The organism is Brenneria alni (genome assembly GCF_003666245.1).
In the GTDB taxonomy this organism is placed as follows: domain Bacteria; phylum Pseudomonadota; class Gammaproteobacteria; order Enterobacterales; family Enterobacteriaceae; genus Brenneria; species Brenneria alni.
In genome coordinates, this window is the sequence record NZ_MJLZ01000007.1 from 16701 (window position 1) to 42636 (window position 25936).

At 52.4% G+C, this 25936-nt stretch carries 24 protein-coding genes; 14 read left to right on the forward strand and 10 right to left on the reverse strand.

All coding sequences use genetic code 11. From position 1 onward, the window contains the following. Positions 1-245: 245 nt before the first annotated feature. The 7 genes from priA to rraA all read left to right on the forward strand — a co-directional run bounded on the left by priA (position 246) and on the right by rraA (position 8287). Entirely contained in the window at positions 246-2441 is a 2196-nt protein-coding gene (gene priA / locus BIY29_RS05025) for a primosomal protein N' (RefSeq protein ID WP_121574059.1), read from the forward strand. Positions 2442-2669: 228 nt separating this feature from the next. Continuing rightward, a complete protein-coding gene (gene cytR / locus BIY29_RS05030) occupies positions 2670-3713 on the forward strand; it encodes a DNA-binding transcriptional regulator CytR (RefSeq protein WP_121574060.1) in 1044 nt (347 codons plus the stop codon). Between the two features lie 80 nt (positions 3714-3793). Next, entirely contained in the window at positions 3794-4600 is an 807-nt protein-coding gene (gene ftsN, locus BIY29_RS05035; protein WP_121574061.1) for a cell division protein FtsN, read from the forward strand. A gap of 85 nt (positions 4601-4685) precedes the next feature. Next, the gene (gene hslV / locus BIY29_RS05040; protein WP_121574062.1) at positions 4686-5216 is read left to right on the forward strand and encodes an ATP-dependent protease subunit HslV; all 531 of its coding nucleotides are present in this window, start codon (positions 4686-4688) and stop codon (positions 5214-5216) included. Positions 5217-5225: 9 nt separating this feature from the next. After that, positions 5226-6557 carry an HslU--HslV peptidase ATPase subunit gene (gene hslU, locus BIY29_RS05045; protein ID WP_121574063.1) on the forward strand — a complete coding sequence of 444 codons (1332 nt, stop codon included), beginning with the start codon at positions 5226-5228 and terminating at the stop codon, positions 6555-6557. A gap of 204 nt (positions 6558-6761) precedes the next feature. Beyond that, positions 6762-7679, forward strand: coding sequence for a 1,4-dihydroxy-2-naphthoate polyprenyltransferase (locus tag BIY29_RS05050; protein ID WP_121574064.1), 918 nt, complete (start codon positions 6762-6764; stop codon positions 7677-7679). A gap of 122 nt (positions 7680-7801) precedes the next feature. Further along, entirely contained in the window at positions 7802-8287 is a 486-nt protein-coding gene (gene rraA, locus BIY29_RS05055) for a ribonuclease E activity regulator RraA (RefSeq protein WP_121574136.1), read from the forward strand. Between the two features lie 66 nt (positions 8288-8353). Here the strand turns inward: rraA and zapB are convergent, their stop codons facing one another. Beyond that, entirely contained in the window at positions 8354-8593 is a 240-nt protein-coding gene (zapB, locus tag BIY29_RS05060; protein ID WP_121574065.1) for a septal ring assembly protein ZapB, read from the reverse strand. Between the two features lie 411 nt (positions 8594-9004). On the opposite strand from zapB, the gene BIY29_RS05065 reads away from it, so the two are divergent. The 4 genes from BIY29_RS05065 to fpr all read left to right on the forward strand — a co-directional run bounded on the left by BIY29_RS05065 (position 9005) and on the right by fpr (position 13526). Further along, positions 9005-9844, forward strand: a complete 840-nt coding sequence (locus tag BIY29_RS05065; protein ID WP_121574066.1) for an MIP/aquaporin family protein — start codon at positions 9005-9007, stop codon at positions 9842-9844. Positions 9845-9896: 52 nt separating this feature from the next. Continuing rightward, positions 9897-11408: a glycerol kinase GlpK gene (gene glpK, locus BIY29_RS05070; protein WP_121574067.1), complete on the forward strand. Its 1512-nt coding sequence runs from the start codon at positions 9897-9899 to the stop codon at positions 11406-11408. 226 nt (positions 11409-11634) lie between these two features. Next, positions 11635-12645, forward strand: coding sequence for a class II fructose-bisphosphatase (glpX, locus tag BIY29_RS05075; RefSeq protein WP_121574068.1), 1011 nt, complete (start codon positions 11635-11637; stop codon positions 12643-12645). Positions 12646-12779: 134 nt separating this feature from the next. Then, complete coding sequence (fpr, locus tag BIY29_RS05080; RefSeq protein WP_121574069.1) at positions 12780-13526, forward strand: ferredoxin--NADP(+) reductase; 747 nt, start codon at positions 12780-12782, stop codon at positions 13524-13526. A gap of 7 nt (positions 13527-13533) precedes the next feature. On the opposite strand, the gene BIY29_RS05085 is transcribed toward fpr, so the two are convergent. Next, positions 13534-13956 carry a DUF805 domain-containing protein gene (locus tag BIY29_RS05085; protein ID WP_121574070.1) on the reverse strand — a complete coding sequence of 141 codons (423 nt, stop codon included), beginning with the start codon at positions 13954-13956 and terminating at the stop codon, positions 13534-13536. Between the two features lie 177 nt (positions 13957-14133). On the opposite strand from BIY29_RS05085, the gene BIY29_RS05090 reads away from it, so the two are divergent. Together BIY29_RS05090 and tpiA are read left to right on the forward strand one after the other, a co-directional pair. Continuing rightward, a complete protein-coding gene (locus tag BIY29_RS05090; RefSeq protein ID WP_121574071.1) occupies positions 14134-14730 on the forward strand; it encodes a DUF1454 family protein in 597 nt (198 codons plus the stop codon). Between the two features lie 108 nt (positions 14731-14838). Then, entirely contained in the window at positions 14839-15606 is a 768-nt protein-coding gene (gene tpiA / locus BIY29_RS05095) for a triose-phosphate isomerase (RefSeq protein ID WP_121574072.1), read from the forward strand. Between the two features lie 279 nt (positions 15607-15885). On the opposite strand, the gene aguA is transcribed toward tpiA, so the two are convergent. From aguA to BIY29_RS05130, 7 genes are all read right to left on the reverse strand, one after another. Continuing rightward, entirely contained in the window at positions 15886-16980 is a 1095-nt protein-coding gene (gene aguA, locus BIY29_RS05100) for an agmatine deiminase (protein ID WP_121574073.1), read from the reverse strand. 3 nt (positions 16981-16983) lie between these two features. Next, positions 16984-17868, reverse strand: coding sequence for an N-carbamoylputrescine amidase (gene aguB / locus BIY29_RS05105; RefSeq protein ID WP_121574074.1), 885 nt, complete (start codon positions 17866-17868; stop codon positions 16984-16986). A gap of 338 nt (positions 17869-18206) precedes the next feature. Further along, positions 18207-19169 carry a 6-phosphofructokinase gene (gene pfkA, locus BIY29_RS05110; RefSeq protein ID WP_121574075.1) on the reverse strand — a complete coding sequence of 321 codons (963 nt, stop codon included), beginning with the start codon at positions 19167-19169 and terminating at the stop codon, positions 18207-18209. 229 nt (positions 19170-19398) lie between these two features. Then, positions 19399-20298, reverse strand: a complete 900-nt coding sequence (gene fieF / locus BIY29_RS05115; RefSeq protein ID WP_121574076.1) for a CDF family cation-efflux transporter FieF — start codon at positions 20296-20298, stop codon at positions 19399-19401. Between the two features lie 42 nt (positions 20299-20340). Further along, positions 20341-21528: a sugar transporter gene (locus BIY29_RS05120; protein ID WP_121574077.1), complete on the reverse strand. Its 1188-nt coding sequence runs from the start codon at positions 21526-21528 to the stop codon at positions 20341-20343. A gap of 191 nt (positions 21529-21719) precedes the next feature. Beyond that, positions 21720-22286: a DcrB family lipoprotein gene (locus BIY29_RS05125; protein ID WP_121574078.1), complete on the reverse strand. Its 567-nt coding sequence runs from the start codon at positions 22284-22286 to the stop codon at positions 21720-21722. Between the two features lie 102 nt (positions 22287-22388). Further along, complete coding sequence (locus BIY29_RS05130; RefSeq protein WP_121574137.1) at positions 22389-23075, reverse strand: 7-cyano-7-deazaguanine/7-aminomethyl-7-deazaguanine transporter; 687 nt, start codon at positions 23073-23075, stop codon at positions 22389-22391. 211 nt (positions 23076-23286) lie between these two features. Between BIY29_RS05130 and tusA the strand changes: the two genes are divergently transcribed. Beyond that, the gene (gene tusA, locus BIY29_RS05135) at positions 23287-23532 is read left to right on the forward strand and encodes a sulfurtransferase TusA (protein WP_121574079.1); all 246 of its coding nucleotides are present in this window, start codon (positions 23287-23289) and stop codon (positions 23530-23532) included. Between the two features lie 36 nt (positions 23533-23568). Here the strand turns inward: tusA and BIY29_RS05140 are convergent, their stop codons facing one another. Then, the gene (locus BIY29_RS05140; protein ID WP_121574080.1) at positions 23569-25869 is read right to left on the reverse strand and encodes a zinc/cadmium/mercury/lead-transporting ATPase; all 2301 of its coding nucleotides are present in this window, start codon (positions 25867-25869) and stop codon (positions 23569-23571) included. Positions 25870-25936 lie beyond the last annotated feature (67 nt).

The window sequence follows — 25936 nt, forward strand, 5'->3', positions numbered from 1 at the left end:
GTGTCGCTATCCAGCCCTGTTCCGCCAGACACCACACGAAAGTTGAGTAATAAGAAGTTGAGTCAATCAACCATTATACAACGCAGTATAATGGCGGCGAATCATACAGAATCTACCCACCCGATGCAATCGCATCCACACATTATCATGCGCAGCATGTACACTAGCTGCCTTGCATTATTTCACTCCCGTATTACGCGTCGCACGAACCGCTCTACGGGCAGCGGATCACAGCCGGAGAAGTCATGTCTGTCGCTCAGGTCGCACTCCCCGTGCCATTAGCACGGACATTCGATTATATACTCCCCGCGGGCGTTAAGCCTCCGGTGGGCGTACGCGTCAGCGTACCTTTCGGAAACCGTAAGGCTATCGGCATTATCACCGCACTCAGCGAGTCCAGCGAGCTTCCATTGGCGCAGCTAAAACCGCTGCACGCCATACTCGACGAGCAGCCGTTGTTCCCGCCCAGCCTGTGGCGCATTTTACTGTGGGCGACGGATTACTATCACTACCCGATCGGGGAAGTATTGTTCCATGCCCTCCCCATCTTATTGCGTCAGGGAAAACCCGCGCACCGTGCGCCGCTGTGGCAATGGTTCGCCACCGAACAGGGTAAAGCGACGCCGCTGGATACGCTGAAACGTGCACCGAAACAGCAGCAGGCAATGGCGGCATTATTTCAGGCGCCGCTTTATCGCCATCAGGTCAGCGAAACCGACTTAACGGAAACGGCGTTGCAGGCCCTGCGCAAAAAGGGACTGTGTGATTTAAAGGCCGCAGGGCAAGCAGTACGCGACTGGCGTAAGAATTTCAGCATTTCGGGCGATCGCCTGCGTTTAAACACCGAGCAGGCCACCGCCGTGGGAGCGATTCGCAGTGAGGATAAACATTTCTCGGCCTGGCTGCTGGCGGGCATTACCGGTTCAGGGAAAACAGAAGTTTATCTCAGCGTACTGGAAAACGTACTGGCCGAGGGGAAACAGGCATTGGTTCTGGTGCCGGAGATTGGCCTGACGCCACAGACCATTGCCCGCTTTCGTGAACGCTTCAATGCGCCGGTCGACGTGTTGCATTCCGGCCTGAACGACAGCGAACGGCTTGCCGTCTGGTTGAGCGCCCGCTCGGGTGAGACGGCCATCGTCATTGGTACCCGTTCAGCCCTATTTACCCCGTTTGCCCGGCTGGGCCTGATCGTGATCGATGAGGAGCACGACAGCTCTTACAAACAGCAGGAAGGCTGGCGTTACCATGCGCGGGATCTGGCCGTATTCCGCGCCAGAGAAGAAAATATTCCGATAGTCATGGGCACAGCCACCCCCGCGCTGGAAACGCTCTACAACGTACAAATCGGGAAGTACCGGCAGTTGAAACTCAGTAAACGGCCAGGAAATGCACGGCTGGCCAGTCAGCACGTTCTTGATTTAAAGGGCCAGCCGCTTACTGCCGGGCTGTCACAACCATTAATCACCCGGATCCGGCATCATCTGGCGCAGGATAATCAGGTGATTTTATTTCTGAACCGGCGCGGCTTCGCTCCGGTGGTAATGTGTCATGAATGCGGCTGGATTGCCGAGTGCCCGCGCTGCGATCACTATTACACCCTGCATCAGCAGCAACATATACTGAGCTGCCATCATTGCGATAGCCACCGCCCGGTGCCGGATCAGTGCCCACAATGCGGCTCCACCAATCTGGTTCCGGTCGGCATGGGGACAGAACGACTGGAACAGGTATTAGCGCCGCTGTTTCCGGAAATACCGATTACCCGCATTGATCGCGATACCACCAGCCGCAAGGGGGCGCTAGAACACCAGTTGTCACAGGTGAGACAAGGCGGCGCCCGCATCCTTATCGGCACGCAAATGCTGGCCAAAGGCCATCACTTTCCCAATGTGACCCTGGTGGCGCTGCTGGATGTTGACAGTTCGCTGTTTTCTGCCGATTTTCGCGCTGCCGAGCGTTTCGCCCAACTCTATACGCAGGTTTCAGGGCGGGCCGGACGAGCCGGAAAAGCGGGGGATGTGGTGTTGCAGACGCATCACCCGGAACATCCTTTGCTGCAAGTTCTGCTGCAACAGGGCTATGACGCCTTTGCCAGCCAAACGCTAAAAGAGAGACAAAGTGTTTTTCTGCCGCCGTTCACTAACCACATTTTGTTTCGCGCCGCCGATCATGACAATCAGCAGGCGGCATTGTTCCTGCAACAGTTGAGGAACCTGCTGGAAAGCAGCCCGCTACGTGATGAAGGGCTCTGGCTGCTTGGCCCGGTGCCGGCATTACAACCCAAGCGAGCAGGCCGTTTCCGCTGGCAGTTGCTGCTGCAACATCCCTCACGGGCATTGTTACAACGCCTGGTAAAAGCATCAATACCATTAATCAACACGTTGCCACAGTCGCGCAAAGTGAAGTGGGTGCTGGATGTCGACCCAACGGACAGCTAGCGCTTCCAACGGTGTTGTTATTGCGAACTGCATCGAGAAACTGACATCTATCACAGTTTCTATGCAAATTAAGCAATAAAAATTGCGCTCAATCTGTTAAGACTGTCCGCGAAAGCGATATTCTGAAAAGAATAGCAACGCCAAAACAATTGAATAACCCCAGCCGGCAAGGTAAACAGGCAACCCTGGCGGATAGCGCCAGTTTACACTGACGCAAGGAGAGAAGCGTTGGAGCAAAAGAAAGAAGTCAGCACAGCAACGATGAAAGATGTGGCAGATAAAGCTGGCGTCTCAACAGCAACCGTATCCAGGGCGCTGATGAATCCAGAAAAAGTATCTACAACAACACGAAAAAAAGTAGAACAAGCAGTTATTGCCGTGGGATATTCTCCCCATTCGTTGGCCCGCAACCTTAAACGTAATGAATCACGTACCATCCTGACCATTGTGCCGGACATCTGCGATCCTTATTTTTCTGAAATATTCAGAGGCATTGAAGAAACCGCGGCTGAACACGGGTATCTGGTACTGATTGGTGACTGCGCCCACCAGCGCCAGAAAGAGAAAACCTTTGTCGATTTAATTATTACCAAACAGATTGACGGTATGCTGCTCCTGGGATCTGACCTGCCGTTCGAAGCAGGGAAAGAAGAGCAGCGGAATCTGCCGCCAATGGTGATGGCCAATGAGTTTTCGCCGGAATTAGCATTGCCGACCGTACATATTGATAACCTGACGGCCTCTTTTGAAGCCGTACACTATTTGCATCAGTTAGGTCATCAGCGTATCGCCTGCATTGCAGGCCCCGAGCATATGTACCTAAGCCAATACCGCTTGCAGGGTTATATTCAGGCATTGCGCCGCTGCGGAATAATCATCGATAACCAATACATTATCCGAGGCGATTTTAGTTATCAAACCGGGGTAAACGGCTTGATTGCGCTGATGAAACACCCCCAGCCCCCCAGCGCCATTTTTTGCCATAACGACATTATCGCGCTGGGCGTACTTTCACAGGCGAAAAAAATGCGACTGGATATACCGCGTGATATCTCGGTAGTCGGTTTTGATGATATCGAACACGCTCAATATTGCTCGCCGCCATTAACGACAGTGGCGCAACCACGTTATCAGATCGGACGCGAAGCGATGCTGCTATTATTGGAGCAGCTACACGGGCACACTGTACACAGTGGTTCCCGACTGCTGGCCAGTGAACTGGTCATTCGTGAAAGCACTGCGGCACTGAATTTTTCCCGTAACAGGCTTTAAGACTTCTGGTGCTGGTCAAATATTTTAGGGTTCAGTAACATGGCCCCTAATCACTTTATTCAATTCACAGCGAAACGACAGTGGCACAAAGAGACTATGTCAGCCGGGGGCGCTCGACTACGCGCCGGAAAAAGACAACCACCCGGAGAAAAAGCAACGCGTCAGGAACGTCTAAAACCATGATAGCGCTGGCTGTCGCCGTTTTGGTCACCTTTGCCGGCGGGTTGTATTTCATCGCCCATAACAAACCAGAAGAGTCGCCCGTATTGCCACGTCAAAGTATGGGTAAAGGGAGTGGGTTGCCTCCCAAGCCGGAAGAACGCTGGCAATACATCAAAGAGCTGGAAAACCGTCAGCTTGGCGTTCCTTCACCAACCGAACCCTCTGCCGGAGGGGATATTCAGTCGCCGGTACAGTTGACCGATGAACAGCGCCAACTGCTGGAGCAGATGCAGTCTGATATGCGTCGCCAGCCCACACAGCTCTCTGAGGTTCCTTATAACGATCAGACTCAGGTGCCGCGCTCACAGGTAATCATCAAACCGCCAGCGCAAACACCGGCGACAACGCCACCGCCAATAACGGCGACACCCGCGCCGGTAGCGCCAATACAAAAACCGGACGCAGTGAAACAGCCTGAGGCGTCTAAGCCAGAAAAAACACAACGCTGGATTGTGCAATGCGGGTCATTCAAAAGCATGGAACCTGCCGAGTCGGTAAGAGCGCAATTGGCTTTTGCCGGTATTGAAAGCCGGATCGCCTCTAACGGGGGGTGGAACCGGATTATGCTGGGCCCTTATAATAACCGTGCGGCTGCCGACAAAATGCTACAGCGTCTTAAAGAGATTGGGGCGTCCAGTTGTATCCCGCTTGCCAGTGGGGGTTGAAAAATCCCACCCCCTCCCCCATTTATAAAATCAATATGCCCCGCTGACAGCGGGGGTCTTTTTATTCGGTAACGGGGACTTACTTGTGACAACAATTGTAAGTGTACGCCGCAACGGCCACGTGGTCATCGGCGGTGATGGTCAGGCCACGCTGGGAAATACCGTTATGAAAGGCAACGTGCGTAAAGTACGCCGCCTCTATAATGATCGCGTTATAGCAGGTTTTGCCGGTGGTACAGCAGATGCTTTTACCCTATTCGAGCTTTTTGAGCGCAAGCTGGAAATGCATCAGGGGCATCTGGTGAAAGCGGCGGTAGAACTGGCGAAGGATTGGCGTACAGACCGTATGCTGCGTCGGCTGGAAGCTTTACTCGCCGTCGCTGATGAAAATGCATCACTGATTATTACCGGCAGCGGCGATGTCGTTCAGCCGGAGAATGATTTGATCGCCATCGGTTCCGGCGGCCCCTATGCACAAGCTGCGGCTCGTGCGTTGCTGGAAAATACGGAGTTAGGCGCGCGGGATATTGTCGAGAAATCGTTAGGTATTGCCGGCGATATCTGTATCTATACCAATCAGTTCCACACGATTGAAGAATTAGCCTCAAAGGCGTAAGGATCAACTATGTCTGAAATGACCCCGCGCGAGATAGTCAGCGAACTTGATAGCTATATCATCGGCCAGCACAAAGCCAAGCGTGCCGTAGCCATTGCGCTGCGTAACCGCTGGCGGCGTATGCAATTGGAAGAAGCACTGCGCCACGAAGTCACACCCAAAAATATTCTGATGATTGGCCCAACCGGCGTGGGTAAAACTGAAATCGCCCGCCGTCTGGCCAAGCTGGCCAATGCGCCATTTATCAAGGTTGAAGCCACCAAATTCACCGAAGTCGGCTATGTCGGTAAGGAAGTCGACTCGATCATCCGTGATTTAACGGATTCAGCAATAAAAATGGTGCGTCAGCAATCCATTGAAAAGAACCGTCACCGCGCCGAAGAGTTGGCGGAAGATCGTATTCTGGACGTTCTGATCCCCCCGGCTAAAAACAACTGGGGACAGTCTGAAGAGGCTAATGAACCATCAGCGGCGCGCCAGGCGTTTCGCAAGAAATTGCGTGAAGGCCAACTGGACGATAAAGAAATTGAAATCGATCTGACCGCAGCACCGGTCGGCGTCGAAATTATGGCGCCGCCGGGCATGGAAGAGATGACCAACCAGTTGCAATCCATGTTTCAGAATCTGGCAGGTCAGAAACAGAAAACGCGTAAAGTGAAAATCAAGGAAGCCTTTAAGCTGCTGATAGAAGAAGAAGCCGCTAAATTGGTTAACCCCGAAGAGCTGAAGCAACAGGCGATCGAAGCTGTCGAGCAGCACGGTATCGTGTTTATCGATGAGATCGACAAAATCTGTAAGCGGGGTGAAACCTCAGGCCCGGACGTGTCCCGTGAAGGCGTACAGCGTGATCTGCTGCCGCTGGTGGAAGGCTGCACCGTTTCCACCAAGCACGGGATGGTCAAAACTGACCACATCCTGTTTATCGCCTCAGGCGCATTCCAGGTTTCCAGTCCGTCGGATCTGATCCCTGAATTGCAGGGGCGTTTGCCCATTCGGGTTGAATTACAAGCGCTGACCACTGAAGATTTTGAGCGTATTCTGACAGAGCCAAGCGCATCATTAACTGCGCAATACAAAGCATTAATGGCAACAGAAGGCGTCAGCATTGAATTCTCTACCGACGGTATCCGTCGAATTGCGGAAGCCGCATGGCAGGTTAACGAGCGTACTGAGAATATCGGCGCCCGTCGTTTGCATACCGTATTGGAGCGTTTGATTGAAGATATTTCCTACGATGCCAGCGAAATGAATGGCCAAAATGTTACCATTGACGCAGATTACGTACGTAGTCACCTGGATGAATTAGTAGCAGATGAAGATCTGAGCCGGTTTATCTTATAATCCGTTTTCACGGATCGTCCTGTTAACTGTCAAATGGGAGGCTCTAGCCTCCCATTTGTGTTTATAGCATTGTCGTTACAGAGATTTTTTTATAAACAGATGTATTCATATATACCTACTCGATTTCAAGGTGCAGGAAGTCAATGCACTTGCAACTTGAAAAATGACGGGTATATGCATCATCAATAAAAATTGAAGCACACCATGACCTTATCAACCCATAGCAGCAAGACCAAAGCCTGGCTGGACAGTTTGCGTCCAAAAACATTGCCATTAGCTTTCGCTTCTATCGTCACCGGCTCGGCGATTGCAAGCTGGCATGGCAGTTTTAAACCGGGAATCGCACTGCTGGCTTTGCTTACGGCCGGATTACTGCAAATTCTTTCTAATCTGGCGAATGACTATGGAGATGCAATAAAAGGCAGCGACACCGAAGAACGTATCGGCCCGTTGCGTGGCATCCAGACGGGCGCCATTACCCTGACGCAGCTAAAAAATGCACTGATAGTCACCATTGCCCTGACCATTATCTCAGGTGTCTCGCTGGTGATTGCCGCCTGTGAAAAACCAACCGATATCATCGGCTTCCTGGCTCTGGGGTTGGTGGCAATTCTGGCCGCCATCACCTATACCGTCGGCAACAGGCCTTATGGCTATATCGGGCTGGGCGACATCTCAGTGTTGATCTTTTTCGGCTGGTTGAGCGTTGCCGGTTCCTATTACCTGCAAACCGGTCAGTTCGACAGCATCGTCATGCTGCCGGCCACAGCCTGCGGTCTGCTGGCAACAGCCGTGTTGAACATCAATAATCTACGCGATATCGACAATGACCGCATCAGCGGGAAAAATACGCTGGCGGTGCGTCTGGGCGCGCAAAAAGCCCGCTGCTATCACATGGTGCTGCTGCTGCTTGCACCGGTTTGCCTCGCCCTGTTTGCCATACTCTATCTGCATAGCCTGGCTGGCTGGCTGTTCATCCTGACACTGCCTTTGCTGCTCAAACAGGCTATTTACGTTTTGCGTGAAACCAGCGCATTTAGTATGCGTCCGATGCTGGAAAAAACCGTCAAGGGAGCGTTGCTGACCAATATTCTGTTTGCCGTGGGCGTTATACTGAGCTGATCGGTGACGTAAAGGTAAGCAGCAGTTTACTGATGCGTATCAAGTTAACATTTGATGATTTTGCCAACATCCGTCAGAAAGGGATATACTCATTACCCCAGCGGCAACCTGACGTCAATCCTATGAAATACGATACTTCCGAACTGTGCGATATTTATCACGAAGAGGTGAATGTTGTTGAACCTCTGTTCTCTAATTTTGGCGGGCGTACTTCATTTGGTGGGAAAATCACCACGGTGAAATGTTTTGAGGATAACGGCCTGCTTTACGACCTGTTGGAAGAAAACGGCGCCGGGCGAGTACTCCTGATTGACGGCGGCGGTTCGGTGCGCCGTGCGCTAATCAACGCCGAACTGGCAAGGTTGGCAACCCAGAACGAATGGGAAGGTATTGTCATCTATGGTGCGGTGCGTCAGGTAGACGATCTGGCTGAACTGGATATCGGTATTCAAGCGATGGCGGCGATCCCGGTCGGTGCGGCCAGCGAAGGGATTGGCGAAAGCGATATCCGCGTTAATTTTGGCGGCGTCACGTTCTTCTCCGGCGATCATCTTTACGCAGATAACACCGGGATCATTCTGGCGGAAGATCCGCTGGATATTGAATAATCCCGGTTCTGCTATAAAACGTATTCCGTTGCGAAAAGGGCGAAAAAACGCCCTTTTCTGAAAATATCAGACTTCTTCCATCTTCCCTAACAACGCCCGCAGGCGTTCCTGCCATACCGCCTGCTCTTCTTTCAACTGTTCGTTCTCACGCACCAGCGCTTCACGGGAACCCGCCGCCGCCTGAACGTCTTGCGACAAGGCGTTGTTCTTCTCTTTCAGCTCTTCAATTTCCATTTGTAACAATGTAATCGTATCAATCGCTTGCTGAACTTTCGCTTCCAGCTTTTCAAACACTTCAAATGACATTCTTCAAACCCCTTTTAATCGCAAGGCATAAATTCAGTGACAGAATTGTATGTAGCCAATGTACCCCTGTCTAGCAGACATCCCACACAACGCTAAGTGTGACATCTTTTCTTTACTACCACTATCAGCCCAAACTGAAAAAGAGGGTTAATAGCCTATCGTCTTATTTTTTATGTTAATAGATTTAACCTAACATTTAACATAAGGCGTGTGTTACTGACCATCCAGGCAATTAATTAAGCGAATTCGCTCATTTCTTTGACGAACAACACACATTTTGATTTCGATATTTCTCGTTTTCGAACATTAACGATAAATTCACACCATAAATACATTTAAAGCAGAGGACGCCATATTTCGGCGTCCTTTCAAGACCCACCACTCTGTACTCTAGCCAGCAGGAAAATAATTATGAGCCAATCAAAAAGTCCTACCCTAAAAGGCCAGTGTATTGCCGAATTTCTGGGCACCGGTCTGATGATATTCTTCGGCATCGGCTGCGTCGCCGCGCTCAAAGTAGCAGGGGCCAGCTTCGGGCAATGGGAAATCAGCATTATCTGGGGTTTGGGAGTGGCAATGGCCATTTACCTGACCTCCGCAATTTCCGGTGCTCACCTCAACCCGGCGGTCACTATCGCCCTGTGGCTGTTTGCCTGCTTTAATGGCCGCAAAGTCGTCCCCTACATTCTGGCCCAGCTAGCGGGAGCTTTCTGCGCCGCAGCGCTGGTCTACACTCTGTATTACAACCTGTTCGTGGATTTTGAACAGACGCATCACATCGTGCGCGGCAGTGCGGAAAGCCTGAATCTCGCTGGCACCTTCTCCACTTACCCCCATCCACAGGTTTCCGTCATGCAGGCCTTTCTGATTGAAACCGTAATTACCTCTATCCTGATGGGGTTGATTCTGGCCCTGACTGACGATGGCAACGGTATCCCGCGCGGGCCGTTGGCCCCTTTACTGATCGGTATTTTAATCGCCGTTATTGGCGCCTCGATGGGGCCGCTCACCGGATTTGCGCTGAACCCGGCTCGTGATTTCGGTCCCAAGCTGTTTGCTTTTCTGGCCGGCTGGGGTGACATCGCCTTTACTGGCGGGCGCGAAATCCCTTATTTCCTGGTGCCGATTTTCGGCCCCATCGTAGGCGCCTGCCTGGGAGCACTTGCCTATCGTACTTTGATTGGCCGTAATCTGCCTTGTGATGTTTGCGAAACCAACAACGAAACCACAATTGGCACCGAGAGCCGTTAGATTTAACGCCTCAGTGATACCTTTTACGGATAACAATGACAGGATTGAATTTATGAACCCGGAAAAAAAATATATTGTCGCTCTTGATCAGGGAACCACCAGCTCCCGGGCGGTGGTACTGGATCACGATGCCAACATCGTCAGCGTCTCACAGCGTGAGTTCAGCCAAATCTATCCGAAAGCGGGTTGGGTAGAACACGATCCGATGGAAATCTGGGCCTCACAAAGCTCCACACTGGTGGAAGTTCTGGCCAAAGCCGATATCAATGCGGATGAAGTCGCGGGTATCGGTATCACCAACCAGCGTGAAACCACTATCGTGTGGGAAAAAGAGACCGGCAAACCAATTTACAACGCTATTGTCTGGCAGTGCCGCCGGACGGCGGAGATCTGCGAAAAGCTGAAGAAAGACGGTCTGGAAGAGTATATCCGCAATACCACCGGGCTGGTGGTTGATCCCTATTTCTCCGGCACCAAAGTGAAATGGATTCTGGACAACGTTGAAGGCTCACGTGAACGAGCGCAGCGTGGCGAGCTACTGTTTGGCACGGTTGATACCTGGCTGATTTGGAAAATGACGCAGGGACGCGTTCACGTAACGGATTACACCAACGCATCCCGCACCATGTTGTTCAACATCCACACCCTTGAATGGGATGAGCGCATGTTACAGGCGCTGGATATTCCACGACCGATGCTGCCGGAAGTCCATGCCTCTTCAGAAGTTTATGGACAAACCAATATCGGTGGTAAAGGAGGGACGCGTATTCCGATTGCCGGTATCGCAGGCGATCAGCAGGCTGCGCTGTATGGGCAGCTTTGTGTTCACCCCGGTATGGCGAAAAACACTTACGGCACCGGTTGCTTCCTGTTGATGAACACCGGCACCGAAGCCGTGCTGTCAAAACACGGCCTGTTAACCACTATTGCCTGTGGGCCGCGTGGCGAGGTCAACTATGCGCTGGAAGGTTCCGTTTTCGTTGGCGGCGCCTCCATTCAGTGGCTGCGTGATGAACTGAAGCTGATTGGCGAATCAATGGATTCGGAATATTTCGCCACCAAAGTAAAAGACACCAACGGCGTCTATGTCGTTCCCGCCTTTACCGGACTTGGCGCTCCCTACTGGGATCCGTATGCCCGTGGCGCCATCTTCGGCCTGACCCGTGGTGTGAATGCGAATCACATTATCCGCGCTACGCTGGAATCAATCGCTTATCAGACTCGTGACGTACTGGATGCCATGCAGGCAGACGCGGGCACCCGCCTGAAAGCCCTGCGGGTAGACGGCGGCGCAGTTGCCAACAACTTCCTGATGCAATTTCAGTCCGATATTCTCGGTACGCGTGTTGAACGCCCGGAAGTCCGTGAAGTGACCGCGCTGGGCGCTGCTTTCCTGGCTGGCCTGGCAACCGGATTCTGGAATGATCTGGATGAAGTGAAAAGCAAAGCCACGATTGAGCGTGAATTCCGCCCTGGTATCGAAACGGTTGAACGTAACTACCGTTACAGCGGCTGGCAAAAAGCCGTCGCACGTGCCCGTGACTGGGAAGAACACGACGAATAATCCTCCGTGGGCGCGCCTGTCGCGCCCATTTTCCGTCTATTGGTCAGTGACCAGAAGTAAATATCATTTACGTCGGTTCCATGTCGGACATTCCGGGCCGCAAGCACTACGGAGAGAATGCACCAGCCTGATCTGTCTGCTTTTTGTCATTTACACCTCTCGCCTGCTGGTGTGATAAAATCCCGCCCACAAAATCCCTTCCCCGATCAACAACAGACAGGTATCCATGAAACGTGAATTAGCCATCGAATTCTCGCGAGTCACTGAAGCAGCCGCGCTGGCGGGTTATAAATGGTTAGGCCGTGGCGACAAAAACGCCGCTGACAACGCGGCGGTACAGGCAATGCGTATTATGCTTAATCAGGTCAATATCAATGGTCAGATTGTCATCGGTGAAGGCGAAATTGATGAAGCGCCGATGCTCTTTATCGGCGAGCAGGTCGGCACCGGTCTGGGTGATACGGTAGACATTGCCGTCGATCCGATCGAAGGCACGCGCATGACCGCAATGGGGCAAGCTAATGCGCTGGCGGTGCTGGCCGTTGGCGAAAAAGGGGCTTTTCTGCACGCGCCTGACATGTATATGGAAAAACTGATTGTCGGCCCTGCGGCAAAAGGCGTCATTGACCTGCAACGTCCGCTGGCGGAAAACTTGCGCAATATCGCACGGAAGATGAATAAACCGCTCAGTCAGCTAACGGTCATTACGCTGGCTAAACCGCGCCATGACAACTGTATTGCCGAAATGCAGACGCTGGGCGTAAAAGTTTTCGCCATTCCGGACGGCGACGTCGCCGCCTCGATTCTGACCTGTATGCCTGACAGCGAGGTTGACGTGCTCTATGGCATCGGCGGTGCGCCGGAAGGCGTTATCTCTGCGGCGGTCATCAGAGCGCTCGACGGCGATATGCAAGGTCGGCTGTTGGCCCGCCATCAGGTTAAAGGCGACAGTGAAGAGAACCGCTGTATCGGTAAAGATGAGCTGACACGGTGCCAGCAAATGGGTATTGAAGCCGGGAAAGTGTTGCATCTCAGTGATATGGCGCGCAATGACAACGTGATCTTCTCGGCCACCGGCATCACCAAAGGCGATCTGCTGGACGGGATCTCACGCAGAGGGAATATCGCCACCACCGAAACCCTGCTGATTCGCGGGAAATCACGCACCATTCGCCGCATCAAGTCTACGCATTACCTCGATCGTAAAGATCAGGCATTACATGATTTTCTGCTTTAACGTGATAGTTAAACCATAGGTTTAACTGACTGATTGTTTCACAGTTGTTAATAAATAGCGTATCTTAGTGGCGGCCAATTGATGGCCGCAGCGATGTAACACAGATACCGCAATAGAAACAGGAGCACATAACAATGGCCGAATGGGTGACAGGTAAAGTTATTCAGGTGGAAAACTGGACAGAGAGCCTGTTCAGCATTCGGATTCATGCTCCCACCGCGCCCTTCACTGCCGGACAGTATGCCAAACTGGCTCTGGATGTGGAGGGTGAGCGCGTTCAACGTGCCTATTCTTATGTCAACGCCCCCAGCAACCATAATCTTGAGTTCTATCTGGTTAACGTTCCTGAAGGGAAATTAAGCCCCCGTTTACACGCTTTGCAACCTGATGCCGAAATTATGGTGACCAAAGAGGCCGCTGGTTTTTTCGTACTGGATGAGATCCCACCCTGCGAAACCCTGTGGATGCTGGCTACAGGCACAGCGATTGGCCCTTATCTTTCCATCCTACAGGAAGGCAATGATTTGGCGCGTTTTAAAAACATCGTGCTGGTTCATGCCGCCCGTTTTGCTCGTGACTTAAGCTATCTGCCGCTGATGCAGCAATTGCAACAACACTACAATGGTCAATTGCATATTCAAACGGTCGTCAGCCGTGAGGAAGAGGTTGGTTCGTTGACAGGCCGTATCCCTGCCCTGATCGCCAATGGCGCGCTTGAATCCGCCGTGGGTTTACCAATGGATGCGCAGACCAGCCACGTCATGCTGTGCGGTAATCCGCAGATGGTGCGCGATACCCAGCAAATACTGAAAGAAGAACGGCAAATGACCAAGCACCTGCGCCGCAGGCCTGGGCATATCACCAGTGAACACTACTGGTGATAAATATTCAGGGGCGGAATTTAATCGGTTCCGCTTCCGGCCCAAAACGATTGTCCCCAGAGGTGCCGACAAAAATACCGCAGTCGAGAAACACCATCACGAAGATTAATGTTGGAATAAAACGGCCAATGCCCCACTGCCAAATGGCAGGCAGCATATGCCAGTTACCGGCAGCAAGAACCCATGCCACAACCAGCAAGAGCGCCCACCAGCCGCTTTTATTACGATCGTGCAGACGCTTTACCAATATCGCTGACATTGGCCACAGCAACGCCACAACACCAAAAGCCGTGGATTGCATATCCAGCCAGTTTTGCCCGGCCAACGTGAACAGCGCCGCCATCAGCACCAGCCAGATGCCGATCCACATCCAGAAATCACGGCGGCCAATCCGGCCTTTAAACGAAAAACACCATTGCTGTAACGTCATTAAGTACAGGCCCCTGAATTGCCGTTTGGTTTGGGCTGAGTTTACCCTAACAGCCCGGTGCACCAGCAATCTTTACGTGAATTTTGACAATCACTCATGAATGCCGCTTTAATCAGACATATCATCGTTATCCGCCGCTATTGGCTCAATTTAACATTCACCCGATAAAATCTACCCATGATAAGAAAAACCCTCGCGTTCCTGTTTATCCTGCCAGCACTGGCGCTGTATCCCCCCGGCGCATGGTCTGATCCGATTTTTCCACCGAAGACGCCGTTCGCCGCGCCTTATCTGCTGGCGGGCGCGCCGACCTTTGACCAGACGATTGTGCAGTTTCGCACCCGTTATAACCTGAGTAACCCGGCACTGCCGATTGGGGAATTCCGGGTAGTTGATACCGGCCACAACTCTACTCTGCTGACCCGCGCCGCCAGCAAAATCAACGATAGCCTGTATGCTTCAACGGCGCTGGAGAAAGGAACGGGTAAAATCAAAACGCTGCAAATTACCTGGCTTCCACAGCCGGAAGATAAGGAAACAGAAGTCCGGCGCACGCAGGCCATCAGTTATATGGCGGCACTATTACGGGCTTTCGCGCCTTCGTTGACGGAAGAACAAAGCACCAAAAAAATCACCGCACTCCTGGATGCAGGTAAAGGACAGCATTTTTATCAGCAAACAGAAGGGGCGTTGCGCTATGTTGTGGCAGATAACCGCGAAAAAGGGCTAACTTTTGCCGTTGAACCGATTAAGCTAACGCTATCTGAACCATGATCCGCACGGTAATTAATGACGAAAAACAAAGTCACGGTAATATTTCATCTCTATACTGTTAGGCAGTAAAATTTCGATTCATTCGCTATTCCGCCTGGAGGGAAAAAAATGCGACATCCATTAGTCATGGGTAACTGGAAACTGAACGGTAGCACCGACATGGTCATCGAGCTGATTGCTGGCTTGCGTCATGAATTGAGCACGGTTGACGGCTGTGGCGTCGCCATCGCCCCGCCGGCAATCTATCTGGATCAGGCTAATCATCAACTGGCTGGCAGCCGTATCGCGCTGGGTGCGCAAAACGTAGATGTGAATCTTTCCGGCGCCTATACCGGTGAAACCTCTGCCGCCATGTTGAAAGATATCGGTGCGAAATACATTATCATCGGTCACTCGGAACGCCGTACTTATCACAAAGAAAGCGATGAATTCATTGCTAAAAAATTCGGTGTACTGAAAGAAGCAGGCCTGATCCCGGTACTGTGCATCGGTGAAAGCGAAGCGGAAAATGAAGCTGGCCAGACTGAAGCCGTATGCGCGCGCCAACTGGACGCGGTGCTGAATACGCTGGGCGCCAAAGTGTTTGAAAACGCCGTGATCGCCTACGAACCAATCTGGGCTATCGGCACCGGCAAGTCTGCAACGCCTGCTCAGGCTCAGGCCGTTCACAAATTCATCCGCGATCATATCGCTAAACAGGATGCCGCCGTCGCTGAACAAGTGACTATTCAATACGGCGGTTCTGTTAATGCTTCTAACGCGGCAGAACTGTTTACTCAGCCGGATATTGATGGCGCACTGGTAGGTGGCGCATCGTTGAAAGCAGACGCTTTCGCAGTCATTGTGAAAGCCGCGGCGGAAGCCAAAAAAGGCTGAGACACTATCCCCTCGAACAACTGAGGCAAGAGTAAAAAAGGATTGAGGTTGATGACAAACCCGATGGCGGTGAGACCGAGATACCCGGGCTTATCGCACCGAGCGGCCATTATGGGACAGCATAAATGCTGTTCAAATTTGCTCCTGGCAAATTTGTCGGCGGCTTGCGCCGCTAAGACCCCATCGGCGCGCTGTCCCTAATATCAGACTTTGTCAACAGTGTGAAAAGGATTCCTGCGAAAGCGGGAATCCTTTTTTTATCAACATTCACCGTCAGGATTATTCCCCCGTGATTGCAGGAATTTGCTGAGTAATACAGTGAATATTACCGCCGCCCAGCAGGATCTCACGGGCAGGCACACCACTGATCAGATAGTCTGGAAACATCTGCTGTAACAAATCACGGGCAACGCTATCCGTGCGGACATCCAGCAGCGGGAAAATGATCTGCTGGTTGCTGATTAAGAAGTTCACATACGACCCCGCCAGACGCGCCCCGGCATTACGCTCAACCGCACTCCCCTCGTCCACGCCCTGTGCCTCTTCCGGCGTGGCGTACAACGGGCCGGGAGCAGGCAGCTTCCAGATTTTAAGCTGGCGGCCTTGCGCATCGCGGGCGGCGGATAACACCCGATAAGCCGACATTGAGCGCACATATTGCGGATCGTTTTCATCATCCGTCCAGTGCAGCGCCACTTCACCGGGGCGGATAAAACAACACATATTGTCGATATGGCCGTCGGTTTCGTCGTTATAAACCCCCTCCGCCAGCCAGATAATCGTTGAGATACCCAGATAATCACGCATTAACTGTTCGATCTGTGATCTGCTCAGATGCGGATTACGGTTGGGGTTAAGCAGACACTCCTCCGTGGTCAGCAGCGTCCCTTCGCCATCGGTATGAATCGAGCCGCCTTCCAGAATCAGCGGCGCTGCATAGCGTTCATTTCGATGGTAAGCCAATACCTGCGCCGCAACTTTTTCATCCTGACGCCAGTCCTGATACAACCCGCCCAGCTCCCCTCCCCAGGCGTTGAACTGCCAGTCAACGCCACGACGCTCCCCAGCCTGATTCAACACCATCGTTGGACCGGTATCACGCATCCAGGCATCGTCGCTTTCCATTTCAACCAGCGTGATCGTCGTTGGCATTACACGCCTGGCGTCATCCATATAACGGGGCGGTACGCCCATGATCACCGGCGTTTTCCGTGCAATGGTTTCGGCTATCCGCGCAAAGGTTTTCTGAACCGGGATAGCCGCTTCACGCCAGTTATCCGAGCGGTAAGGCCAAAGCATCCACAAGGCTTCCTGTGGCGCCCATTCAGCAGGCATAACGAAGCCATCCTGATGCGGGGTAGTTAATTGGGACATCAATTATCTCCGGGTCTTGCCGTCAGAACTGGCGATCGCGCCATACATTTCCGGACGACGATCACGGAACAAGCCCCAGGATGCACGCTGTGCAGCAATGGCCTGTAAATCAAACTCATGAACCAGTACGGCTTCATCGGTTTTATTCGCCTGAGCGACCAGCGCACCCGTTTGATCGGCAATAAAAGAGGAGCCGTAGAAGGTCATTTCCAAACCGTCGATAAATTTACTGGTTTCAGTGCCAATACGGTTGGATGCAATCACCGGCACCAGATTGGCGGCGGCGTGACCTTGCTGAACGCGGGTCCAGTGCGGCTGGCTGTCGATATCAGGATAAGCCGGTTCTGAACCAATCGCGGTCGGGTAAAAAATCAGCTCTGCCCCCTGCAATGCCAGGCTGCGGGCTGTTTCCGGGAACCACTGATCCCAGCAGATACCCACGCCGATTTTCGCGTAGCGTGTCTGCCAGACTTTAAAACCGGTATCGCCCGGTATAAAGAACTGCTTTTCCTGATACGCCGGGCCATTGGGAATATGGGTTTTACGGTAAAGATCAAGCACCGAGCCATCGGCATCGATCATCACCAGCGAATTGTAGTAAGCATTATTGGCGCGTTCAAAAAAGCTTAACGGCAGAACGACTTCCAGTTCAGCCGCCAGTGCAGAGAAATGTTTAATCAGCGGGCTGGTTTCCAGCTCCTGCGCCAAAGCGTAGTGTTCCGGGCTCTGATCAATACAGAAATATGGCGCGGCAAACAGCTCCTGAATCAGGATAACCTGCGCCCCTTTTTCATGCGCTTGCCGCACCAGCTTCTCGGCATTCTCAATGTTTCTGGGCAGATCCCAGGAACACGCCATTTGTGTTGCGGCAACGGTAACTTTTGTCATGCGAAATCCTCAGTAATATCTTCCATACCCGCCATACTTCAAGCTGCATATGTGTTGGCTGCACTCCGCGAACTTGCCGCAAAAAGTTTAGGTCAACAAATCGCCCAATGCCTGACAGATAACGCCTGAAACCGGCATTCACCGAAAATGGCGCAACTATTATGCCAGTTAATCGGCTAGCGGTAATAATAACAAATCCCGCCATGAATGCGGGATTACTGAGTGTACTTCGGTTTCTGCGTTTTACCGACGAAGAACGATATTCATATCGACAGGGTTAACGTTTAGCACGCTAATCATCATGCGCCCCCTGCCAGTGAAAACAGGGGGCGGTGGAATCAGAACAGTTTTCTGGCCGTTTCCAGCCAGTCGCCCTTGAAGGGACGTTTCATGTTCTCAATGGCATCGATAATGTCATGATGTACCAGTTTTTCATTCTGGATACCGACACAACGCCCACCGTAGCCTTGCAACAGCAGTTCTATCGAATAAGCGCCCATGCGGGAAGCCAGAATACGGTCATACGCCACCGGAGAACCGCCGCGCTGAATATGCCCCAGCACCGTGGCACGCGTATCACGCCCGGTTTCTTGCTGGATATATTTTGCCAACTCGTTGATATCACAGATGTGTTCGGTAATCGCCACAATGGCGTGTTTCTTACCTTTATCAATGCCGGCTTTGATCTCACTCACCAGATCTTCCGGGCTGAATGGCACTTCCGGCAGAACAATAAACTCACAGCCGCCAGCAATCGCCGCCGCCAGCGTCAAATCACCGCAATGGCGCCCCATCACTTCAACGATGGAAATGCGCTGATGTGATGAAGAGGTATCACGCAGGCGGTCAATGGCTTCCAGCACCGTTTCCAGCGCGGTGAAGTAACCAATGGTGTAGTCTGTGCCCGCCACATCGTTGTCGATGGTGCCGGGCAGGCCAATACAGGGAAAGCCCATTTCAGTCAGGCGTTTAGCCCCCATGTAAGAACCATCACCGCCGATAACCACCAGCGCATCAAGCCCCTTGTCTTTCATATTCTGAATGGCGACTTCACGAACCGCCTCGTCACGGAATTCTGGAAAACGCGCGGAACCGAGGAAAGTCCCGCCGCGGTTGATCATGTCTGATACGCTATAGCGATCCAACTGCACCATCCGATTCTCGTATAACCCCAGATAGCCGTCATAAATACCGAAAATTTCCAACCCTTCCGTCAGTGCACAGCGCACCACACCACGAATTGCTGCATTCATGCCGGGCGCATCGCCACCGCTCGTCAACACTCCGATTTTTCTAATCATGACTACCTCTGGATTTGTAGATGTAATTTCGCAGGATTCTTCTATCGCCTATTGGCCGCCGCCTGTTGTATCGATAGTCACCCTCTAATTTTTAATAGAGGCATAGTATAACAAATACCCGTAGCTGAATTGATTCAGGTCAGGCTAATTGGCGCAATAATTCTTCATAACCATCACATTTTAAGCGCCAATCGACCAATAATAATGCCGGACAACCGCCGGAAACGCATTAATCCAATCGGCCCCGTTGCGCTTGCGGCACCGTCGAAATCGGATCCTGATGGATAATAATATCAGAACCGGGAAATCTCCTGAGCAACGCTTGCTCTATGCCATCGGCAATCTGATGTGACTGCACCAGAGGCAGCGCGTCATCCATCTCCAGATGAAGCTGGATAAACCGGGTAGGCCCGGAGCGACGGGTACGTAAATCGTGCGCCCCGCTGATGCCCGGCCAGCCTGATACAATATTGACAATAACGTTACGCTCTTCATCTGGCAATGCACGATCCAGTAAAGACTGCACGGCTTCATATCCCATACGTAACGCACTGTACAGAATATAAGCGCCGATGCCCAACGCAAACAGCGCATCCGCACGCGTAACGCCTTGCCAGCTTAATACCAACGCAAGCAGAATCGCGCCATTCATCAGCAGGTCAGACTGGTAGTGCAGCATATCCGCCCGCACGGCCTGGCTATACGTTCGTTTAACCACCCAGCGCTGAAATGACACCAGCAGCAAGGTTGACAGTAAAGCAATAACAGTCACCCCGATCCCCACCTCAGGCGCATGTAGCGTCTTGGGAGCCACCGTATGCTGTAAACCCGTTAAAATAAGGAACAAGGCGGAACCGGAAACGAACATACTCTGCGCCAACGCAGCCAGCGATTCCGCCTTTCCGTGGCCGAAGGTATGTTCAGGATCGGCAGGTTGAAGCGAGTAGCGTATCACAAGAAGATTCACCAGCGATGCGGCGATATCGACCAGAGAATCCACCAGTGACGCCAGCAGACTGACCGATCCGGTATACCACCAGGCAAACATTTTCATGATAAACAGCAGCAACGCTACGGTTGTCGCCCCAAGCGCCGCCATAGTAACCAAACGCGCATACTGTGGACTCATAACAGTCTCACTTAAGACAAGAGCAATCAGTCAATCAGTCAATCAGTCAATCAGCGTATTGTTTAAAATTTGCGAATAACGCCGGAAGATAAAAATACACCATCCCAGCGCAATCAACGCCAACACCGCGCCAACAAAGCCAATTTCGGTCAGATTCAAGTGCGTAATAACCTGATTGCCGAGTAACGCGCCGCCGCCGATGCCAATATTATAAATACCGGAAAACAGCGCCATGGCAACATCAGTTGCATCAGGGGCCAACGTCAGGACTTTGACTTGCATACTCAGCCCTATCGCCATAATTGCTGTACCCCAGACACAGCATACCAGCAACAGGCTGACGTTACTGAAGGATAGCGGCAATAACAACAGCAGACACAGAAGCAGCAGCGCAATGGCGGAGATCAAAAAACCCGAGGGATATTTGTTGCTATACCGGCTGAACAATATGCTGCCGATGATCCCGGCACCGCCAAATAACAGCAGGAGCGCGGTAATAAAGCTATCGCTCATCAACGCCACTTTTTGTACAAAGGGTTCGATATAGCTGTAAGCCGTAAAATGCGCGGTGACCACTACAACCGTTAAGCCGTAAATGCAGAGCAAGGCTGGCCGTTTAAACAGCTCAGGCACACTTTTTAACGATCCGGCGTGACTGCTGGGTAGTACAGGCAACAGTTTCATCATGACCAACATAATCACGCCCGCAACCACACCAATAATCGAAAAAGTGACACGCCATCCCAGATACTGACCAATAACCCGCCCCAAAGGCAGGCCCAGCACCATAGCCAGCGCGGTTCCGGTAGCCAGCAAACTTAACGCCTGCGCCTTTTTATCTTTGGGCGCCAGACGTACCACTAAAGACGCCGTTATCGACCAGAAAACCGCATGGGACAACGCCACGCCAATACGGGCGATCACCAGCACCCAATAACTCCACGCCAGACCGGACAACAGGTTACTGGCCGCGAACAGAATAAAAATTCTAATCAGCAGGCGTTTACGCTCCATATCACTGGAAAGCAACATGCAAGGGAGCGACATAACCCCGACTACCCAGGCATAGATAGTAATGATCAGCCCCACCTGCGCGGCACTCATCGAAAAGCTGGCAGAGATGTCAGACAACAGGGCAACAGGAACAAATTCAGCGGTGTTGAAAATAAATGCTGCCAGAGAAAGGCTGACAACGCGCAACCACGCAGTCGATCGGGGAGAACGGGTCATTGTATTGATATCAAAAGTTAAAATAAGAGAATGCGCAAATCGGCTCGGTGAGGAAACTGCGCGAAGCGTCAATACTAGCGGAAAAGTATGACACTGAAGTGTAAAGTCGAAATCAATCGTCGGTTTTTCTAACTATCCGAACAATACCCCAAACGCGATATACCCGCGCCTGGGGTAGCACTGCTGTCTGACTATTTCAGCTTCAAAGTCTGAATAATGCTTTCCGCCTCGCTTTGGGCCTGCTGCTGGTTATCTGCCGGCAACGTAATTTGCAGCGTCAGCAGATGATCGTCCACCTTACCCAACACCACGGATGAATAAGCTTGCTGACCGCTGCTGCTAATGATGCTGTCGAGCTGTTGCAGTTTTTGCCCGTCCACGTCAATGGTTTTGTTGGTCACAACCTGGAGGTTGGCATCACGCGTACGCTGCTGATCTTCCAGACGCTGCGCCAACACCGACAGCGCTTCAGTAGTGTTGTCGCCCAGAATGACAATGACCGCCTTTTGCCCGCTGGCGTTGGCGTAAACATGCATATTATTGGCCTGCGTACCCAGCTTACCGCTTTGGTCAGTCATATCGGCCGGCAGGGTAAAGGCCACCTTGCCGGACATCAGTTCAATATTCTGACCGGCTGACGCTTCCGCCGCCGGTTTGTCCTGCGCGGGTGCTGTCGCGGCGTCTTCCGTTTTGCCGTCACAGGCAGCAAGCAAAATCACCAACATACTCATTCCGAGGTATTTCACTACATTCGGCATAGGGTTTCCTTTCTCTTTTGTTGGAACAGATGAAAACATTATCGCACGCTATCCGGTCGGTAAAACAAGCCGTTTGTTGTCACAAACCATAAAGGTGCCGCCTTATTCTGACGGTGATACCAGCGCCTGGCGACGATAAAGCGTACCGGGCCGCTGTTCACTCAGACGTTTCAGCGCCATATTCAACATAACGCCATATATCGGCAAGAAGAAAATCAGGCTGATCAAGAGTTTGAAAGTGTAGTCCACTAACGCGATTTCAACCCAATTTGCGGCCATAAAGGGATCGGTACTGCGGTAAAAAGCAATAAAGAAAAAGGCCAGCGTATCACTGAAATTACCCAATACGGTGGACACCGCCGGGGCTACCCACCAGGCGTTATGCTGACGCAGCCGGTTGAAGACGTGAACATCCAGAATCTGCCCCAGCACATACGCCATAAAGCTGGCGATGGCGATACGGGCCACCACGATATTGATCTGCTCCAGCGAGTTTAATGACTGCCACGATCCCTGATAGAACAGGGCTGAAACCAAATAGGAAATCAGCAGGGCAGGCACCATCACGGTCAGAATGATACGGCGTGCCAGCGGTGCGCCGAAAATCCGCACGGTGAGGTCGGTCGCCAGAAAAATAAACGGAAAAGTAAATGCCCCCCAGGTGGTATGAAAACCGAAAATCGACACCGGGAGCTGCACCAGATAATTACTGGAAGTAATAATCAGGATATGAAATAACGAAAGCCAGATCAGCGCCATAAGCCGCTGCCGGGGAGTAAAGCGATACATAAATGTGACCTTTTTGGTTATTGGGGTGAGGGAACCCAAGAAACATACTGCCTGATACCATAACTGATTCTGCAACGCGGCAGCATAATACACATTGGCTACGGCAAAGCAATGGTTGTTTTTTACGCAAACGTTGTCGTGACTTGCACCAAGAAATCCCCAGCGTAAACTAAGGCGGTTTTTCCCCTTGTCATTATTACAGAGAACCTTCATGACCGACCCCTTTGCCAATCCCGATAAAACGCTTGATGCACAGGGACTGCGCTGCCCCGAACCCGTGATGATGGTGCGCAAAGCGGTACGCCAGATGGCAGCCGGACAAACATTACTGGTTATTGCCGACGATCCCGCCACAATCCGGGATATTCCCGGTTTCTGCCGTTATATGGAACATGATCTGCTGGCGCAGGTAACCGGGCAGTTACCCTATCGTTATTTACTGCGCAAAGGGGGATAACACTGACGCCCCGCCGAGCAGAGCGTCAGAGAGTTATTAACCCTGCTTTTTGAGCAGCCTGAGCGCATTGGCTGTGACCAACGCGGTGGCGCCAGAGTCCGCCAGCACCGCCAGCCACAAGCCGGTGATCCCCATGATGCTGGTGATCAGAAACAGCGCTTTCAGCCCCAGGGCGATAGTCATGTTCTGGCGAATATTACGGTGCGTCGCCCGCGACAGCCGGATCATCATCGCCAACTCATCCAGACGGCTATGGGTTAACGCGGCGTCAGCCGTTTCCAGCGCGACGTCAGTACCGCTGCCCACGGCAATACCTATCGTCGCCGCTTTCATAGCCGGGGCGTCATTAATGCCGTCACCCACCATAGCCGTCGGGCGTTGCCGATTAAGTTCACTGACCGCCATGACTTTATCCACAGGCAGCAAACCGGCCCGGTAATCAATACCCAGTTCGCTTGCAATCGCGGCGGCGGCTCTGGGATTATCCCCCGTTAACATTACGCAGCGGATATTCAGCGCCTGTAGTCCACTCAGCGCGGATTTAGCATCGTTACGCAGTGTATCCCGCAGCGCCAGCAAACCGAGCACGCAGCTATCTTCCTGCACAACCACCACCGTTTTGCCTTCATTTTCCAATGCATCGATGCGTTGTTGCCAGTCCGCACTCAGCGAACCCGCCGCCAGCCTGGTCGGAGAACTGACCTGGAGGTGTTTACCCGCAATCATGCCCTCTACGCCGATACCCGCTAACGCCCGCCGGTTGTCCGCAATGGGCAGAAACGCGCTCTCTGCCAGCGCCCGTTGCACGATAGCTTTGGCCAGCGGATGGTGTGAGCCTGACTCTACCGCTGCGGTACGTGCCAGCAGCGCGATTTCACTGATGCCCGGAGCAGGGAAAATATCGGTAACCTGCGGTTTGCCTTCGGTTAATGTGCCGGTTTTATCAAAGGCGACAGTGCCAATGCCGCCAAGCGACTCCAGCGCCGCACCGCCCTTAATCAGCGCCCCCTGACGAGCTGCCGCCGCAAGGCCTGACGTGATCGCCGCTGGCGTGGAAATCACCAGCGCACAGGGACAGCCAATCAGTAACAGCGTCAACCCGCGGTAAATCCATTCCTGCCAGGGTTGCGCCAGTAACAAGGGAGGGATCAGAATAACCAGCAAAGACAGCAGCATAATCGCCGGCGTGTAATAACGGCTGAAATGATCGAGGAAACGTTCTATCGGCGCCCGGCGTTCCTCCGCTTCTTCTATCAATCGCAGAATACGGTCAATGGCGCTATTGCCCGATTGTGAAACCACGCGCAACTGCACCATTTGGTCGACGCACAGGCTACCTGCGGCAATCTTATCACCCGGCGCCCGTTCAACCGGAACGGACTCCCCGGTTAACGCGCTTTCATCGAAACTGGCTTCAGCCATCAGTAATTCAGCATCGGCTGGCAGTCGGCCACCGGGGGCGACTTCAATAACATCGCCGGGAGACAGGCTGGCAACGGGTACACGAACGCGCCGTTCATTTCTGATCACCGTGGCCTCTTCGGGGATCAACGCCATTAGCGCGGTCACGCCTCGCCGTGCGCGGTTAGCCGCATAGGATTCCAACTGCTCGCCCAGCATAAACAGCAGCAGAATGACCGTGGCTTCCGTTGTGGCGCCAATCAGCAATGCGCCGATAGAAGCCACGCTCATTAGCGTTTCAATCGCAAAAGGCGTACCAGAACGAATAAGCTGTATGGATTTTTTCAGGATCGGAATAAGCCCGACCACGGTGGTGGCAATAAAGGCAATTTGTCCGCCGGACTCACTAACCAGTGATAGTCCCCAGCTTGTCGCCGTCAGCAACGCAAACAGCATTAAAAAGCCGTATTCATGAATAAAATGACGTGAATCAGGAGAAAGAGGCGTTTGTGGAGCAATGTCCTGCAACGTAAAGCCGATTTGCTGAACGGCGCGTTGTACCTGGGGGCGAACATCATTACGGGCGTCGACCACCAATTTTTCGGTGGCGAACAGCACATTGGCTTGTTCTATCCCGGTGAGGTTTTTTACTGCATTTTCAATTTTACGGGCGCAGCCGGGGCAATCCATCCCGCTGATTTTCCAGCTAAACCGCTTATGCTGCGCGGGTCGGTCGCTGTCGTCGCCGTCAGGGTCGTCTGAATCGGCATTGTCACCGCTTTCCGCGATGCTGTGATCCGAACCGCGTCCGGTGTTGGCGACAGAACCCGCAGCGTGTTTTACCGAACAGCAACTTTTTTCACCATGTGATGGTTGACGGGCGTGTTCATGGCAGCAGGCTGATTTTTCAGCGCCGTGATGCTGATGAGAATGCATATCTTCCTCCTATGTTGATGATAGTAATTCTCATCAGCAACTTTACACCGCCATATGAGGCTAATCC